This is a genomic window from Enterobacter asburiae, from assembly GCF_024599655.1.
GTDB classification, from domain to species: Bacteria; Pseudomonadota; Gammaproteobacteria; order Enterobacterales; family Enterobacteriaceae; genus Enterobacter; species Enterobacter asburiae_D.
In genome coordinates this window covers 4,025,870-4,042,525 of sequence record NZ_CP102247.1, presented here as the reverse complement: position 1 = coordinate 4,042,525, position 16,656 = coordinate 4,025,870, and the positions used below count along the sequence as shown (strand labels likewise).

The window sequence follows — 16,656 nt, the reverse complement described above, 5'->3', positions numbered from 1 at the left end:
GGACTCGGTAATGATATGCGCCGATGCTACAATGTACGCCGACTAATGTTAACCCTCTGGAGTTGTTAGTGTCCTCATTGCCGGTCGCCGTCATTCTTCCTGAGCTTCTCGCTGCCTTACACCATGCCCCGCAGGTTTTGCTGAATGCCCCTACGGGCGCGGGCAAGTCAACCTGGCTGCCGCTGCAGATTCTGAAAGACGGAAACATCAGCGGGAAAATTATCCTGCTGGAGCCGCGCAGGCTGGCCGCGCGCAACGTGGCGCAGCGTCTGGCGGAACTGCTGAATGAAAAACCGGGCGAAACGGTAGGTTACAGGATGCGTGCCGAAACCTGCGTTGGCCCGACCACGCGTCTTGAAGTGGTCACCGAGGGGATTCTCACCCGCATGCTGCAAAACGATCCGGAGCTTACCGGCGTCGGGCTGGTGATCCTCGATGAGTTTCACGAGCGCAGCCTGCAGGCGGATCTGGCCCTCGCCCTGTTGCTGGATGTGCAGCAGGGGCTGCGCGACGATCTCCGGCTGCTTATCATGTCGGCCACGCTGGATAACGAGCGGCTACGACAGGCATTACCCGATGCGCCGGTCATCAGCTCAGAAGGGCGGGCGTTTCCGGTTGATCGCCGCTATCAGCCGCTTCCCGCCCATCAGCGTTTTGACGAGGCCGTCGCCATTGCCACCGCTGAGCTGCTGCGTCAGGAGCCCGGTTCCCTGCTGCTGTTTTTGCCGGGCGTCGGTGAAATCCAGCGCGTGCAGGAGCAGCTTTCTACCCGCGTAGGCGGCGAGGTGCTGCTTTGCCCGCTCTACGGCGCGTTGTCGCTACAGGATCAGCGTAAAGCCATCCTTCCGGCCCCGGTGGGGCAGCGCAAGGTGGTGCTGGCAACCAACATTGCTGAAACCAGTTTGACCATTGAAGGCATTCGCCTGGTGGTGGATAGCGCGCAGGAGAGGGTGGCAAGCTTTGACCCGCGTTCCGGGCTGACTAAACTCCTGACGCAGCGCATTAGCCAGGCGTCGATGGTGCAGCGCGCGGGCCGTGCGGGGCGTCTTGAACCGGGTATCTGCCTGCATTTGACCAGCGCGGAACAGGCTGAACGCGCTGCACAGCAAAGCACCCCGGAAATTTTACAAAGCGATTTGTCTGGCCTGGTGATGGATCTGCTTCAGTGGGGCTGCCCGAACCCTGATCAGCTCACCTGGCTTAATCCTCCCCCTGTCGTAAACCTCACCGCTGCGCGCACGTTGCTTACCCAGCTCGGCGCGCTGGAAGGCGAGCGTCTGACGGCGCGCGGCCAGAAAATGGCGGCGCTGGGCAACGATCCGCGTCTGGCCGCGATGCTGGTGGCCGCGCAAGGGGATGATGAAATTGCCACGGCGGCAAAACTGGCGGCTATTCTTGAGGAGCCGCCTCGCGGTGGCAGCAGCGATCTGGGGCAGGCGTTTTCGCGCAGTCAGGGGAACTGGCAGCAGCGGGCGCAGCAGCTGTGCAAGCGCCTGAATAGCCGGGGAGGATCGCCTGACAGCGATAAGATTGTCTTCCTGCTGGCCCAGGCCTTCCCGGACAGGATCGCCCGCCGTCGCGGACTGGACGGACGTTATCAGCTGGCAAACGGCATGGGGGCGATGCTGGACAGCGATAACGCCCTGACGCGCCATGAATGGCTGATTGCACCGCTATTACTGCAGGGCAGCCATTCCCCGGATGCGCGTATCCTGCAGGCGATTGCCGTAGAGATTGACGCCCTGACGCGTGCTTGTCCGCAGCTGCTTCAGCAATCTGATACCGTGGAATGGGATGACGCTCAGGGCACGCTGAAGGCGTTTCGTCGCAGCCAGATTGGTAAGTTGACGCTAGGGACGAAGCCGCTGGCGAAGCCGTCGGAAGAAGAGCTTCATCAGGCCATGCTGAACGGCATTCGGGAAAAAGGGCTGAACGCCCTGAACTGGACGCCGGAAGCCGAGCAGTACCGCATTCGTCTGCACTGCGCCGCGAAGTGGCTACCGGAATACGGTTGGCCCGCGGTGGATGACGAGACGCTGCTTGCTTCGCTTGAGCGCTGGCTACTGCCGCAAATGAGCGGCGTGCACTCCCTGCGAGCCCTTAAGGCGCTTGATGTTAAGACAGCGTTACAGAATTTACTGGACTGGTCATTACGTCAACGTCTGGATAGTGAACTGCCAGGGCATTACACTGTGCCGACCGGAAGCCGGATTGCCATCCGTTATCATGAGGATAATCCGCCAGCGCTGGCGGTTCGGATGCAGGAGATGTTTGGTGAAGCCACCACGCCGTCCATTGCGAAAGGGCGCGTGCCGTTAGTGCTTGAGCTGCTGTCGCCTGCGCATCGTCCATTACAAATCACCCGAGATTTGGGGGCGTTCTGGGCGGGAAGCTACCGTGAAGTGCAGAAAGAGATGAAGGGGCGATACCCCAAACATGTCTGGCCGGACGATCCGGCGAATACGGCGCCGACGCGGCGAACGAAGAAATATTCGTGAAAGGGGAGTGCGGCTAGATGAGTGCGGTCTGATGCCCTCACCCCGGCCCTCTCCCACGGGGAGAGGGAGAAAACACTAAAGACTTTCCTGTCAGGAAAGTCTTACTGTTTATTTTGAGAGATTTCTTCTTTCACAGGCCTGTGAAAGAAAAGAAAATCTGGCCTTTGCGCCTGAAAGTTGCGGAGAAAAAGCATGGCGGGGAATGACCGCGAGCCAATAGGACGTAAGGGAAAACCAACGCGTCCGGCGAAAGAAAAAGTAAGCCGTCGTCGCCTCAGAGATGAGGACTATGACGATGACTATGAAGACGATTATGAGGATGAAGAACCGATGCCGCGTAATGGAAAAGGCAAAGGGCGTAAGCCTCGGGGCAAACGCGGCTGGTTCTGGCTGCTGCTGAAGCTGTTTATTGTTTTTGTCGTGCTGATGGCGATTTACGGCGTGTATCTGGATCAGAAGATCCGCAGCCGTATCGACGGTAAAGTCTGGCAGCTACCTGCGGCAGTGTATGGCCGTATGGTGAACCTTGAGCCAGATATGTCCATCACGAAGAACGAGATGGTTAAACTGCTGGAAGCCACCCAGTATCGTCAGGTGTCAAAAATGACGCGGCCTGGCGAATTTACCGTGCAGTCCAACAGCATTGAGATGATCCGTCGTCCGTTTGATTTCCCGGACAGCAAAGAGGGGCAGGTGCGCGCGCGTCTGACCTTTGACGGCGATCGTCTGGACACCATCGAGAACATGGATAACAACCGCCAGTTCGGTTTCTTCCGTCTCGATCCGCGTCTGATCACCATGCTTTCGTCGGCAAACGGCGAGCAGCGCCTGTTCGTGGCGCGTAACGGCTTCCCGGATCTGCTGGTCGATACCCTGCTGGCAACCGAAGACCGTCACTTCTACGAGCACGATGGCATCAGCCTCTACTCGATTGGTCGTGCGGTACTGGCTAACCTGACGGCCGGTCGCACCGTGCAGGGGGCGAGTACGCTGACTCAGCAGCTGGTGAAGAACCTGTTCCTCTCCAGCGAACGCTCTTACTGGCGTAAAGCGAACGAAGCCTACATGGCCGTGCTGATGGATGCGCGCTACAGCAAGGATCGTATCCTTGAGCTGTACATGAACGAGGTGTACCTCGGTCAGAGCGGCGATAACGAAATCCGCGGCTTCCCGCTGGCGAGCCTGTACTACTTTGGTCGTCCGGTGGAGGAGCTGAGCCTGGACCAGCAGGCGCTGCTGGTGGGCATGGTGAAAGGGGCGTCCATTTATAACCCGTGGCGTAACCCGAAACTGGCGCTGGAGCGTCGTAACCTCGTTCTGCGTCTGCTGCAGCAACAGCAGGTGATCGACCAGGAGCTGTACGACATGCTGAGCGCGCGTCCGCTCGGCGTTCAGCCGCGCGGCGGCGTGATTTCGCCTCAGCCTGCGTTTATGCAGCTGGTGCGTCAGGAGCTGCAAAGCAAGCTCGGCGATAAGGTCAAAGATCTCTCCGGCGTGAAGATCTTCACCACCTTTGACTCCGTGGCGCAGGATGCGGCGGAAAAAGCGGCCGTTGAGGGCATTCCGGCGCTGAAGAAACAGCGTAAGCTCTCCGATCTTGAAACCGCGATGGTGGTGGTTGACCGTAACTCCGGTGAAGTGCGCGCCATGGTGGGCGGTGCCGAGCCGCAGTTTGCAGGCTACAACCGCGCCATGCAGGCGCGTCGCTCAATCGGCTCTCTGGCAAAACCGGCAACCTACCTGACTGCCCTGAGTCAGCCAAATCAGTATCGCCTGAATACCTGGATTGCGGATGCGCCGATCTCCCTGCGCCAGCCTAACGGCCAGGTCTGGTCACCGCAGAACGATGACAAACAGTTCAGCGGTCAGGTGATGCTGGTGGATGCGTTAACGCGTTCCATGAACGTACCAACGGTGAACCTGGGCATGTCGCTGGGACTGCCTGCGATTGTCGACACCTGGCAAAAACTGGGTGTGTCGAAAGATCAGCTGCACCCGGTGCCAGCGATGATCCTCGGCGCGCTTAACCTGACGCCGATCGAAGTGGCGCAGGCATTCCAGACCATTGCCAGCGGGGGCAACCGCGCACCGCTGTCTGCCCTGCGTTCGGTGATTGCCGAAGATGGCTCCGTGCTGTATCAGAGCTTCCCGCAGGCGGAGCGTGCCGTTCCTGCTCAGGCCGCCTATATGACGCTGTGGACGATGCAGCAGGTTGTGCAGCGCGGTACCGGACGTCAGCTGGGTGCGAAGTATCCGGGTCTGCATCTGGCGGGTAAAACCGGGACCACCAACAACAACGTCGATACCTGGTTTGCCGGTATCGATGGCCGTGAAGTGGTGATCACCTGGGTAGGGCGCGACAACAACCAGCCGACCAAACTGTACGGGGCGAGCGGGGCGATGTCGATTTACCAGCGCTATCTGGCCAATCAGTCTCCGGTTCCGCTGAATCTGGTTGCGCCGGAAGATATCGTGGATATGGGCGTGGACAGTTCCGGTAACTTCGTCTGCGGCGGGGGAATGCGTACCCTGCCGGTCTGGACGGCCAACCCGGACTCGCTGTGCCAGCAAAGCCAGCCTGAACAGCCGACGGGCAACCCGTTCGATCAGTCTTCTCAGCCACAGCAGCCGCAGCAGCAGCAGCAGCAGAATGAGAAGAAAGACAGCGATGGCGTAGCCGGCTGGATTAAGGACATGTTTGGCGGGAACTAATTAGTTTCCTGAATAAAAGGCCGCTTTAATATAAAGCGGCTTTTTTGTTTTTTACAGTTTGTAATTTATTAATAAAATTAAATTCAGAGTTTAGAATTTTTAAGTGGTTGTATTTTTCAAACAAAACAGTCAGTTGGAGTAAAGTGTTTTTTATTCCGCTTTGCACGTGCTGGACACACTGAAGAATAATCTGATTTAATCGCCTCAAGAAATCCACAACGCTCATAGAATATTTCATTGGTAGATGTTTGGTCGTGAGTGGCGTGAAAATTTGCATAACATTCTGACGCTCGTTATTTAGCGGGAATGGATGTCTACATTTGTATATAAGGATATTATCATGAATAAATATGTTGTTACTTCTTTCCTGGCCGGAAGTCTTATGGCTGCGGTGTCTCTGCCTGTATTCGCTTCTAACGATTCCGGTACGGTGAACTTCGCCGGAAAAATTGTTGCCGATACCTGCGAAATTAACGTTGATGGCTCAGGTACCAACGCATCAACCGTCACGTTCGCGGATACCTATCCTTCGGACTTTGGCGCTGACGGTACCGTGGGAACATCCAAAGCCTTCAAGATTGAAGTGAAAAAATGTGACCCGCTGGTCGCCAAACTGAACCTCAAGTTCAGCGGCACAACGACGGACGCGGCATACAAGCGTTTGAAGAACGACCTCTCCGGCGCAGGCAATGCCACTAACGTTGGCATCACTGTCAGCAATGAAAACGGCGGCAAAGGCGATGTGCTCTTTGACGGTTCAGTACCGGATGCAGGCACCGACGTGGATAACGATGCGACCGGCGCAGCGGCTTCTGTCTTTAACTACACCGCGAAAGTGATTCAGGTCGGTGATACCGCGCCAACCGCGGGTCATTACTCTTCCTCTGCAACATTCGAGGTTGTCTATCGCTAAGCAATTATCGGCAGCCTGAACGGCTGCCTTCTGGAACGCTGTATGAAGACGTTATTTAAATTGTTATGTGGTTGTTTAATTATTTCCTTTTGTTCAGTGCAGGCCAGCGTTGTTCTCGGTGGTACGCGAATTATTTATCCATCGAATAAATCTGAAGTACAAATCGCACTTAAAAATAAAGATCCTCATACGCGTTATCTGGTGCAAAGCTGGGTCAGTTATCCCAATGATGCAAAGGCTCCCTTTATTATTACGCCGCCTGTCTATAAGTTGCAGGAAAATCGTCAGACGCTGTTACACGTTATTTTTACCGGCGATAAAAACAGCCTGCCGGCAGACCGCGAATCACTGTTTCTGGCGAATGTGAAATCCGTCTCTGCTCTCTCTCCCGATCTGAAAGAGAAAAACACGCTGCAGTTCGCAATGAAAACGCGCCTGAAGCTTTTCTGGCGTCCCGCTCAGCTGAAGGAAGCCGATGCGCTGGGAGCCTATGAAAAAATCACGTTCCATCGTCAGGGTGACACGCTAATTGCAAACAATCCCACGCCTTTTTACGTCTCATTTGGCGAACTGGCCGTTGGCGGGAAAAGTGTGCCGGTGAAAGAGACCAAAACCACGCCGGGTGCCATTTCAATGATGGTTGCACCCTTTAGCAAGCAGAGTTTCGCGCTACCAAAAGCGGCAAATGGCGCGGTGACCTGGACGGCTATTAATGATTTCGGCGCCCAGACCTCTCCACGCAAGCAGGCTCTTTAAATCGATCATGTTGGTATGTTATGTCGTCATCTTTACTTCACAAACAGGTACTGTCCGGGATCGCGCTGGCGCTGCTCGCCGCGATCCAGCCTGCAAGTGCGGATGACGAATTCAACCTGCGGATCCTTGAGCTGGATACCCCTCTCGAAAATACCTCCACGCTCAAAAACTTCATCAATGATAATGGCTTACTTGCAGGAAGCTACCCCACGACGATTATGTGGGATCGGGACGTGCTGGATACCCGTACGCTCACCTACATGCTTTCTGACGACAAACAGCATCTGCTGCCGGAGCTGACCAAAGCGGACCTGCGCGAATACGGCGTTAAGGTCGACACGATCCCGGATTTGAAAGAACTGGACGATGAGGCTTACGTACGGGATATCTCTCATTTCATTGAAAACGCACGCTACGATTACGATCAGGATAACCAGACCCTGAAGCTGGTCATTCCGCAGATCTACCGCGATTGCGCCGTTGCCGGGGCGATTAACCCGAAATTCTGGGATGACGGCGCGCCTGCCGCCTGGACAAGCTATCAGTTCAGCGGCTCTCAGCAGCACTACAGCTCGGGCAACAGCTCTTCGACCTGGCTGGGTCTGGAGTCGGGGATGAATCTTGGCGCGTGGCGACTGCGTAATAACAGCACCTGGAGCGACGCTTCCGGCTGGGAGGCCATCGCCAGCACGTTACAGCGTGACATTAAAACGTTGAAAAGCCAGCTTGAGATGGGGCAGACGTATACCAATGGCGAGCTTTTTGACAGCGTCCAGATGACCGGCGTGAAGCTTGAAACGGACACCGCTATGCTGCCCGTCAGCCAGCAAGGCTTTGCGCCCGTTGTGCGGGGTATTGCCAATAGCGACGCGAAAGTCACCATCAAGCAAAACGGCTACACCATCTATCAAACAAACGTCTCGCCGGGGCCTTTTGAGATCCGCGACTTGAGCCAGGTGACTTCCGGCGCCGATCTGGAAGTGACCGTCGAAGAGGCGGATGGCAGCGAACACAGCTTTATACAGGCCAGCGCGTCAGTGCCGGTGCTACAGCGAGAAGGCGGTTTTAAGTACTCGCTGGCAGCAGGGCGCTATCGCGGTAACGAAGGTGAAGATGAACCCATCTTTGCGCAAGGTACGGCTATCTATGGTCTGCCTTACGGCGTCACGGCCTATACCGGCGCGCTGGGAGCGTCGCTGTATCATGCGCTGCTGCTGGGGCTTGGTGCCGACCTGGGGCACTTTGGCTCCGCATCTGTCGATCTTACGGCTGCGCGTACCGCGTTTGATGACGGGCGTGACGATGCCAGCGGTTTATCGTGGCGGGCCCAGTACTCCAAAGATATCCCTGACACGGATACGACCGTCACGCTTGCCAGCTACCGCTACTCCACCTCAGGGTTTTATACCTTTCAGGAGGCTATCGATCAGCGGGACAGCGAGATCGATGACGGTATCTATACCTACCGCAGAACCAACAACCGGCGTAGCCGCATGCAGCTAAACCTTTCCCAGCGCATTTCAGACTGGGGCTCGGCTTATCTCAACGGCTATCAGCAGGATTACTGGGACATGGACGGCCATGAGCGCAGCGTCAGCGCGGGGCTGAGCTCCAGCTGGCGCGATATCACCTGGTCGATAAGCTACAACCTGACCCGCACGCCGGACGCTGATACCGACCGGCAGATGGCGTTGACGGTCAACATTCCTTTATCAAAGTGGCTGCCTGATTCATGGGCAACCTACAGCGCTAACACTGCCAGCGGTGGGTTTGTTTCGCATCAGGTCGGGCTCGGCGGCACCGCGCTGGAGGACAATAAGCTGAGCTACAACCTCCAGCAGAGCTATGCCAATCAGAACACCGGCTACGGCGGCAGCCTGTCCGGGCGTTACCGTGGCGCTTCCGGTGAGGTCGGGATGGGGTATAGCTACGGTGGCGATAATCGGCAGTGGAACTACAGCGCGCAGGGGTCGATCGTGGCTCACGAGCATGGCGTGACGCTGGGGCAACCCGTACGCGACGCGTTTGCCATTGTGCACATTAAGGATGGCGATAACGTCAAAGTGCAAAACGGGCGCGGCATCTCTACAGACCGTTTTGGTAACGCCATTGTGCCCTCCCTGACGGCCTATCGGCACAACGTCATCACCGTAAATACCCAGGACCGGGAAGACATTGATATCGACGCGGCAACGTTGGATCTCGTGCCGACGAAAGGGGCGGCGCTGCACGCTACGTTCGACGCTCGCGTTGGACGACGCGCGCTGGTGACCTTGCTCTATGCGGGCAAGCCCGTTCCGTTTGGAGCCGTGGTGGCGCTGGAGAGTACCTCCGCCATCGTCGGGGATGACGGTGAGGTTTACCTCACGGGGCTGTCCGGCAAAACAACGTTTAGCGTGCAGTGGGGGGAAGAACGCGATCGTCAGTGTCAGGGAGTACTGGATCTTCCCTCTCAGGGTTCAGCAGGGATCGTGAAAGCCACGGTCAACTGTCATTAACAGAGGTATTTCATGCGTCAATGCTGTTCAGCCAAAACGTTGCTCTCACCACTGCTGCTCTTGCTCGCGGGCGCCTTTTTCCATTCAGCCCATGCGGACTGTACCTTTAACGGCAGCTCTGACGTAGACGCCGTGGTGACGTTTCAACTTCCGCCAATGATCGTGGTTGAGCCCGATACGCCCGTCGGCACCGTGATTTATGATGCCAGCGTCGAGAGTAAAGAAGTTAAGGTGGATTGTTACGGTGACGCGCAAGTTCGTCGTGGGTATGTGTATTTGACGGATACCGATGCGCGCGAAGATGTAATGCCCGGGGTTTATCAAACCAACGTACCGGGTATTGGCATCCGTGCGGCTTCGTCGAGCGAGCGTTTCCCTAACTACAATGAAGCGGATCTTGTCCGGCCCATATACTATCTGGGATCGATACACGGTTCTTCGCAGAGTACATCTGTATTTCGCGCCGCCGCACAGCTGGTCGTCACAGGTGATATCCAGGAGGGGTATCTGGATACCTCGCGATTAACGTCAGTGGATATGCTGGGCAACGCGGTGATCGGTGAAATGCGGTTTTCTCCCACCAGCGTTCACATAACGACCAACACCTGTAATCTGGTCGATCGCAACATTTATGTCCCTCTTAAAACGGTCAACGTGCAGGATTTTGACGGTCAGTACTCAGACATTCTCACCGACGGCAGCTTTAAGATTGAAATCACCGACTGCGCGGCGGGGACAAAGGTCGATTATCAGTTCACCAGCGCGGGTTCGACGGGCGTGACGAACGGCAATATCCTTGGCATCGCTGCCGGAGATTCCGCCGCCGCGGGTGTCGGCATCCAAATTCTCGACAAGGACAATACGGTGCTGCAGTTTGACCAGAACTACACGGCGATAACCAGTACGCAGGACAAGGTTCCTGTCGAAATTCCCCTTAAGGCGCGCTATGTCAAAACGGGGGAGGTTAAAGCGGGCAAAGTCGACTCCGTCGCCACGTTCGAGGTGTTTTACCGTTAATCCTCTGCCCGTTTCGGCGGGCTTTAGCGATCATTTCGCTAACCTCATTAACCCTCTCTTTTCATCTGGTTAATTCTTAAACCCTTAAATATTGTAGGGCCGCTTACTGCTTGCTATGCAACCAGCGTTTCGCATATTATTCTGGCGCTCATAATAATAATTCTCGTTTACGTTATCATTCACTTTTCCATCAGAGAACAACATGGCGCTTTTCAATACAGCTCAGCCTATTAACACGTCGCGACGTAAAATCGCGATCGTCGTTGCCACAGCGGTTGCCGGTATGTCTGCTTATGCGCATGCGGCCGAAGCCCCGAAAAAAGAAGAAACCATTACGGTAACAGCAGCACCTGCGGCGCAGGAAAGTGCCTGGGGGCCTGCTGCGACCATCGCCGCAAGGCAATCCGCGACCGGGACCAAAACGGACACCCCGATTCAGAAGGTTCCTCAGTCTATTTCTGTGGTCACGGCCGAAGAGATGGCACTGCATCAGCCGCGCTCGGTAAAAGAAGCCCTGAGCTACACGCCTGGCGTTGCGGTAGGCACACGCGGCGCGTCTAACACCTATGACTATTTGATTATCCGCGGCTTTGCGGCCGATGGTCAGACGCAGAATAACTACCTCGACGGCATGAAAATGCAGGGGAACTTCTATAACGACGCGGTGATTGATCCTTACATGCTGGAGCGCGCCGAGATCTTGCGCGGTCCGGTTTCCGTTCTGTACGGCAAAAGCAGCCCAGGCGGCTTGCTTAACATGGTCAGCAAGCGCCCAACAACCGAGCCGCTGAAAGAGATCCAGTTTAAAGTCGGCACGGATAGCCTGTTCCAGACCGGATTCGACTTTAGCGATGCAATCGACGATGACGGCGTTTACTCTTACCGCTTAACGGGCGTGGCGCGTTCGAATAATTCCCAGCAGGAAGGTAAGGGTGAGCAGCGTTACGCCATCGCGCCATCTTTCTCCTGGCGTCCGGATGATAAAACCACCTTCACCTTCCTCTCCTACTTCCAGAACGAGCCTGAAACGGGCTATTACGGCTGGCTGCCAAAAGAGGGGACGGTTGATCCGCTGCCGAACGGCGATCGTCTGCCGACGAACTTCAACGAAGGCGCGAAGAACAATACCTATTCCCGTAACCAGAAAATGGTGGGATACAGCGTCGACCACGAATTCAACGACACCTTTACCGTGCGTCAGAACCTGCGCTATGCGCAGAATAAGACCTCGCAAAACAGCGTTTACGGCTACGGTATGTGTTCCGATCCGCTCTATTCGAGTAATCCGGCATCCAGCCCTTGCGCGAGCGTTCCTCAGTCGCAGTGGGGCCATACGCTGACTCGCCAGTATGTGATCGATAACGAGAAGCTGGAAAATTTCACTGTTGATACGCAACTGCAGAGCAAGTTCGCGACGGGTTCACTCGATCATACTCTGCTGACGGGTGTGGATTTCATGCGCATGCGTAATGACATCGACTCGTGGTTCGGTTATGCCGGTTCCGTTGCGCCATCTGATATCTATAACCTCGATCGCAGCGATTTCGATTTCGGTTCACATCCTGGACCGTCAGGTGCCTATCAGGTGCTGAACAAGCAAAAACAGACCGGCGTTTACGCTCAGGATCAGATCGAGTGGGACAAAGTCCTGGTAACCCTGGGCGGTCGTTATGACTGGGCCGATCAGGAATCCTACAACCGCGTGACGAACACCACCTCCAAACGTGATGATACCCAGTTCACATGGCGCGGTGGCGTTAACTATCTGTTTGATAACGGCGTAACCCCGTACTTTAGCTACAGCGAATCGTTTGAACCGGCTTCGCAGAGCGATGCCCAGGGCAAGCTGTTCGCGCCGTCTAAAGGCAAACAGTACGAAGCGGGCGTGAAATACGTGCCGAACGATCGTCCGATCGTCGTCACCGGCGCGTTGTACCAGCTGACCAAAACCAACAACCTGATGGCGGACCCGGCTGGCTCCTTCTTCTCGGTTCAGGGCGGTGAAATCCGCGCGCGTGGCGTGGAGGTGGAAGCGAAAGCGGCCCTGTCTGCGAGCGTTAACCTGGTGGGTTCTTATACCTATACCGATGCGGAATACACCACGGACACCACCTACAAAGGCAACACGCCTGCCCAGGTGCCAAAACACATGGCATCGTTGTGGGGTGATTACACCCTGTTTGACGGTGCGCTGTCTGGCCTGACGCTGGGTACTGGCGTGCGTTACACGGGCTCAAGCTATGGCGATCCGGCGAACTCCTTCAAGGTGGGCAGCTACACCGTTGTCGATGCGCTGGTCAGATACGATCTGGCACGCGTTGGCATGGCGGGCTCAAACGTGGCGCTGCACGTGAACAACCTGTTCGATCGCGAGTACGTTGCCAGCTGCTTCAATACCTACGGCTGCTTCTGGGGTGCTGAACGTCAGGTTGTTGCCACCGCGACCTTCCGCTTCTAATCTCTCTTCGGGCACGGTTCGCCGTGCCCTTTTTATTTAAGTTGGCTGATATGCAGGATATTCAAACGCAACCCGACACCACCTTTACGCTCAACCATCTCTCCTTTCGCGTACCCGGGCGCACGCTGCTGCATCCGCTCTCTCTGACGTTCCCTGCCGGTAAAGTGACGGGCCTGATTGGTCACAACGGCTCCGGTAAATCCACGCTGCTCAAGATGCTGGGGCGCCATCAGCCGCCTTCAGAGGGCGATATTCTGCTGGATGACCAACCGCTGGAGAGCTGGAGCAGTAAAGCCTTTGCCCGCAAAGTGGCCTATCTGCCGCAGCAACTGCCGCAGGCGGAAGGGATGACGGTGCGTGAGCTGGTGGCGATTGGCCGTTATCCGTGGCACGGGGCGCTTGGGCGCTTCGGCGTCGCCGACAGAGAGAAGGTGGAAGAGGCGATTGCGCTGGTCGGGCTAAAACCGCTGGCGCACCGTCTGGTGGATAGCCTGTCCGGCGGCGAACGTCAGCGCGCGTGGATTGCGATGCTGGTGGCGCAGGACAGCCGCTGTCTGCTGCTGGATGAACCAACCTCCGCGCTGGATATCGCGCATCAGGTCGACGTCCTGGCGCTGGTGCATCGCCTGAGCCAGCAGCGTGGTCTGACGGTCATTGCGGTCCTGCACGATATCAACATGGCCGCGCGTTATTGTGACTACCTCGTTGCGCTGCGCGGGGGCGAGATGATTGCCCAGGGCACACCGGCAGAGCTGATGCGCAGCGAGACGCTGGAACATATTTACGGTATTCCGATGGGTATTCTGCCTCACCCTGCCGGGGCTGCACCGGTGAGCTTTGTCTACTGATGTTGGATAACACACGCATTAGCCGCCGTCGCCTGCTGACGGCGATGGCGCTCTCACCGCTGCTGTTAAAAATGAATACGGCGCGTGCCGCCGCCGTCGATCCGCACCGTATTGTGGCCCTGGAGTGGCTGCCGGTCGAGCTGATGATGGCGCTTGGCGTCACGCCCTATGGCGTGGCGGACATTCCTAACTATAACCTCTGGGTGAACGAGCCGAAGCTGCCGGACTCGGTGATCGACATCGGCCTGCGTACGGAGCCAAACCTTGAACTGCTCACCCAGATGAAACCCTCGTTCATGTTCTGGTCCGCGGGCTACGGTCCGTCAGAGGAGATCATGGCGCGCATTGCGCCGGGACGTGGATTCGCCTTCAGCGACGGTAAAAAACCGCTGGCGATGGCAAAAAACTCGATTAACGAGATGGCGCGTTTCCTCAACCGCGAGGTCGAGGCCAAAAAACATCTCGACGAATTTGATGCCCTGATCGACTCCCTGAAGCCGCGCTTTGCCAACCGGGGCGATCGTCCGCTGCTGATGGTGACGCTGCTGGATGCCCGCCATATGCTGGTCTTCGGTAAAAACTGCCTGTTCCAGGAAGTGCTCGACAGCTTCGGCATTCGCAATGCCTGGGAAGGGGAGATGACGTTCTGGGGCAGTACCGCCGTGGGTATCGATCGTCTGGCGGCGTTTCGCGACGTCGATGTGCTGTGTTTCGACCACGGCAACGAACGCGCCATGCAAACCCTGATGGCGACTCCGCTCTGGCAGGCGATGCCGTTTGTGCGTGAGCAGCGCTTCCAGCGCGCCCCGGCGGTCTGGTTCTACGGCGCGACGCTGTCGGCCATGCATTTTGCCCGCGTGCTGGATAACGCCCTGGGAGGTAAAGCATGAGTACGCGTATCGCCCGCTTCCCGGCGCTGCTGCTATCCCTGCTTTTTCTGGTTGCGCTGGTATTAACCGGGTTCAACCTCTCGACGGCGTTACCCCGCGCGCAGTGGGGGGCCGCTCTGGCCTCGCCGGATATCGACAATATTCAGCAGATGCTGTTCCACTACAGCCTGCTGCCGCGTCTGGCGATCTCCCTTTTAGTCGGCGCCGGTTTAGGGCTGGTGGGCGTGCTGTTCCAGCAGGTTTTGCGTAACCCGCTGGCAGAGCCAACCACGCTCGGCGTCGCGACCGGCGCGCAGCTTGGGATCACCGTCACCACGCTGTGGGCGCTGCCGGGAGCGTTAACCTCGCAGTTTGCGGCACTCGCGGGGGCGTGCGTGGTGGGCGCGCTGGTCTTTGGCGTGGCCTGGGGCAAGCGCCTTTCTCCGGTAACGCTTATCCTGGCCGGGCTGGTGGTGAGCCTCTACTGTGGCGCGATTAACCAGCTGCTGGTGCTGTTCCACCACGATCAGCTGCAAAGCATGTTCCTGTGGAGTACCGGCACGCTCACCCAAACCGACTGGAGCATTGTGCAGCGCCTGTGGCCGCAGTTGGCTGGCGGTGTTGTGCTGACGCTGTTGCTGCTGCGTCCTCTGACGCTCATGGGGCTGGATGATGGCGTGGCGCGTAACCTGGGGCTGGCGCTGTCGCTGGCTCGGCTGGCGGCGCTCACGCTGGCGATTGTATTAAGCGCCCTGCTGGTGAACGCGGTCGGCATCATCGGGTTTATCGGCCTGTTTGCGCCCCTGCTGGCGAAAATGCTCGGGGCGCGTCGTTTACTGACGCGTCTGATGCTGGCGCCGCTGATTGGGGCGCTGATCCTCTGGCTTTCCGATCAGCTTATTCTCTGGCTGGCGCAGGTCTGGAGGGAAGTCTCCACCGGCTCTGTGACCGCGCTTATCGGGGCGCCGCTGCTGCTGTGGCTGCTCCCACGCCTGCGCAGCATGAGCGCGCCGGCGATGGACGCGGGCGATAAAGTCTACGCTGAACGTCGGTCGGTGCTGTGGTTTAGCCTTGCCGGTCTGGCGGTGCTGATGATCGCCTCGTTCGCGGCGCTCTCATTCGGACGCGATGCCTCGGGCTGGCACTGGGCAACGGGTGATTTACTCAATGAACTGCTGCAGTGGCGCTGGCCGCGTATCTTCGCTGCGCTGATCGCAGGGGTAATGCTGGCGGTGGCGGGGTGCATTATTCAGCGTCTGACCGGCAACCCGATGGCGAGCCCCGAAGTGCTTGGGATCAGCTCTGGCGCCGCCTTTGGCGTGGTGCTGATGCTGTTCTTTGTGCCGGGCAATGCGTTTGGCTGGCTGATGCCTGCCGGCAGTATCGGCGCGGCAGCTACGCTGATGATTATCCTGATTGCCGCCGGTCGCGGCGGGTTTTCTCCGCACCGCATGCTGCTGGCCGGGATGGCGCTCAGCACCGCATTTACGATGCTGCTGATGATGCTGCAGGCCAGCGGGGATCCGCGTATGGCGAAGATCCTGACCTGGATTTCCGGCTCAACGTACAACGCCACCGGCAGCCAGGTAATCTGGTCCGGGATGGTGATGCTCGTGCTGCTGGCGATGGTGCCGCTGTGCCGCCGCTGGATGACCATTCTGCCGCTCGGGGGCGAAACCGCGCGTGCGGTGGGAATGGCGCTGACGCCAGCGCGCGTGGCCTTGCTGCTGCTTGCGGCGTGCCTGACGGCTGTGGCAACCCTGACGATTGGACCGCTGAGTTTTGTCGGATTAATGGCGCCGCACATTGCCAGAATGATGGGATTCCGCCGGACGATGCCGCATATTGTCATGTCGGCCCTGACGGGCGGGGTGATGCTGGTGTTCGCGGACTGGTGCGGAAGAATGGTGCTGTTCCCGTATCAGATCCCGGCGGGTCTGCTGTCGACCTTTATCGGTGCGCCGTACTTTATTTATCTGTTGAGGAAGCAGAGCCGGTAATAAAAGTAAACGGCAATCCTTAGATTGCCGTTTTAGTGTTTGCTCCCTCTCCCCGTGGGAGAGGGTTGGGGTGAGGGCATCAAGCCG

Annotated in this window: 10 protein-coding genes; all 10 read left to right on the top strand. The window is 57.5% G+C overall.

Annotated features, from left to right (window positions below):
- Positions 1–68 precede the first annotated feature (68 nt).
- The 10 genes from hrpB to fhuB all read left to right on the top strand — a co-directional run bounded on the left by hrpB (position 69) and on the right by fhuB (position 16,569).
- Positions 69–2,498 (top strand): ATP-dependent helicase HrpB, encoded by a 2,430-nt coding sequence (gene hrpB, locus NQ230_RS19240; protein WP_257258689.1) that lies wholly within the window; start codon positions 69–71, stop codon positions 2,496–2,498.
- A 192-nt stretch (positions 2,499–2,690) separates the two neighbouring features.
- Positions 2,691–5,210, top strand: coding sequence for a bifunctional glycosyl transferase/transpeptidase (gene mrcB, locus NQ230_RS19235; RefSeq protein WP_257258688.1), 2,520 nt, complete (start codon positions 2,691–2,693; stop codon positions 5,208–5,210).
- Between the two features lie 340 nt (positions 5,211–5,550).
- On the top strand, positions 5,551–6,123 hold the full coding sequence (locus NQ230_RS19230; RefSeq protein ID WP_121425050.1) for a fimbrial protein: 573 nt from the start codon (positions 5,551–5,553) through the stop codon (positions 6,121–6,123).
- A 42-nt stretch (positions 6,124–6,165) separates the two neighbouring features.
- The gene (locus NQ230_RS19225) at positions 6,166–6,879 is read left to right on the top strand and encodes a fimbrial biogenesis chaperone (protein WP_257258686.1); all 714 of its coding nucleotides are present in this window, start codon (positions 6,166–6,168) and stop codon (positions 6,877–6,879) included.
- Positions 6,880–6,899: 20 nt separating this feature from the next.
- The gene (locus NQ230_RS19220; RefSeq protein ID WP_257258685.1) at positions 6,900–9,377 is read left to right on the top strand and encodes a fimbria/pilus outer membrane usher protein; all 2,478 of its coding nucleotides are present in this window, start codon (positions 6,900–6,902) and stop codon (positions 9,375–9,377) included.
- Between the two features lie 12 nt (positions 9,378–9,389).
- Positions 9,390–10,394: a fimbrial protein gene (locus tag NQ230_RS19215; protein WP_257258683.1), complete on the top strand. Its 1,005-nt coding sequence runs from the start codon at positions 9,390–9,392 to the stop codon at positions 10,392–10,394.
- Positions 10,395–10,596: 202 nt separating this feature from the next.
- Positions 10,597–12,852, top strand: a complete 2,256-nt coding sequence (gene fhuA / locus NQ230_RS19210; protein WP_121425053.1) for a ferrichrome porin FhuA — start codon at positions 10,597–10,599, stop codon at positions 12,850–12,852.
- Positions 12,853–12,902: 50 nt separating this feature from the next.
- Positions 12,903–13,700: a Fe3+-hydroxamate ABC transporter ATP-binding protein FhuC gene (gene fhuC / locus NQ230_RS19205; protein WP_033144663.1), complete on the top strand. Its 798-nt coding sequence runs from the start codon at positions 12,903–12,905 to the stop codon at positions 13,698–13,700.
- Entirely contained in the window at positions 13,700–14,590 is an 891-nt protein-coding gene (fhuD, locus tag NQ230_RS19200) for a Fe(3+)-hydroxamate ABC transporter substrate-binding protein FhuD (RefSeq protein WP_121425055.1), read from the top strand. Before fhuC ends, fhuD begins: the two co-directional genes overlap by 1 nt.
- Entirely contained in the window at positions 14,587–16,569 is a 1,983-nt protein-coding gene (fhuB, locus tag NQ230_RS19195) for a Fe(3+)-hydroxamate ABC transporter permease FhuB (RefSeq protein ID WP_193941147.1), read from the top strand. The genes fhuD and fhuB overlap by 4 nt, the downstream gene beginning before the upstream one ends.
- Positions 16,570–16,656: the final 87 nt, after the last annotated feature.

Coding starts and splice junctions, on each gene's coding strand:
- mrcB (WP_257258688.1), top strand. CDS start 2,691: ATGGCGGGGAATGACCGCGAGCCAATAGGACGTAAGGGAAAACCAACG.
- NQ230_RS19230 (WP_121425050.1), top strand. CDS start 5,551: ATGAATAAATATGTTGTTACTTCTTTCCTGGCCGGAAGTCTTATGGCT.
- NQ230_RS19225 (WP_257258686.1), top strand. CDS start 6,166: ATGAAGACGTTATTTAAATTGTTATGTGGTTGTTTAATTATTTCCTTT.
- NQ230_RS19220 (WP_257258685.1), top strand. CDS start 6,900: ATGTCGTCATCTTTACTTCACAAACAGGTACTGTCCGGGATCGCGCTG.
- NQ230_RS19215 (WP_257258683.1), top strand. CDS start 9,390: ATGCGTCAATGCTGTTCAGCCAAAACGTTGCTCTCACCACTGCTGCTC.
- fhuA (WP_121425053.1), top strand. CDS start 10,597: ATGGCGCTTTTCAATACAGCTCAGCCTATTAACACGTCGCGACGTAAA.
- fhuC (WP_033144663.1), top strand. CDS start 12,903: ATGCAGGATATTCAAACGCAACCCGACACCACCTTTACGCTCAACCAT.
- fhuD (WP_121425055.1), top strand. CDS start 13,700: ATGTTGGATAACACACGCATTAGCCGCCGTCGCCTGCTGACGGCGATG.
- fhuB (WP_193941147.1), top strand. CDS start 14,587: ATGAGTACGCGTATCGCCCGCTTCCCGGCGCTGCTGCTATCCCTGCTT.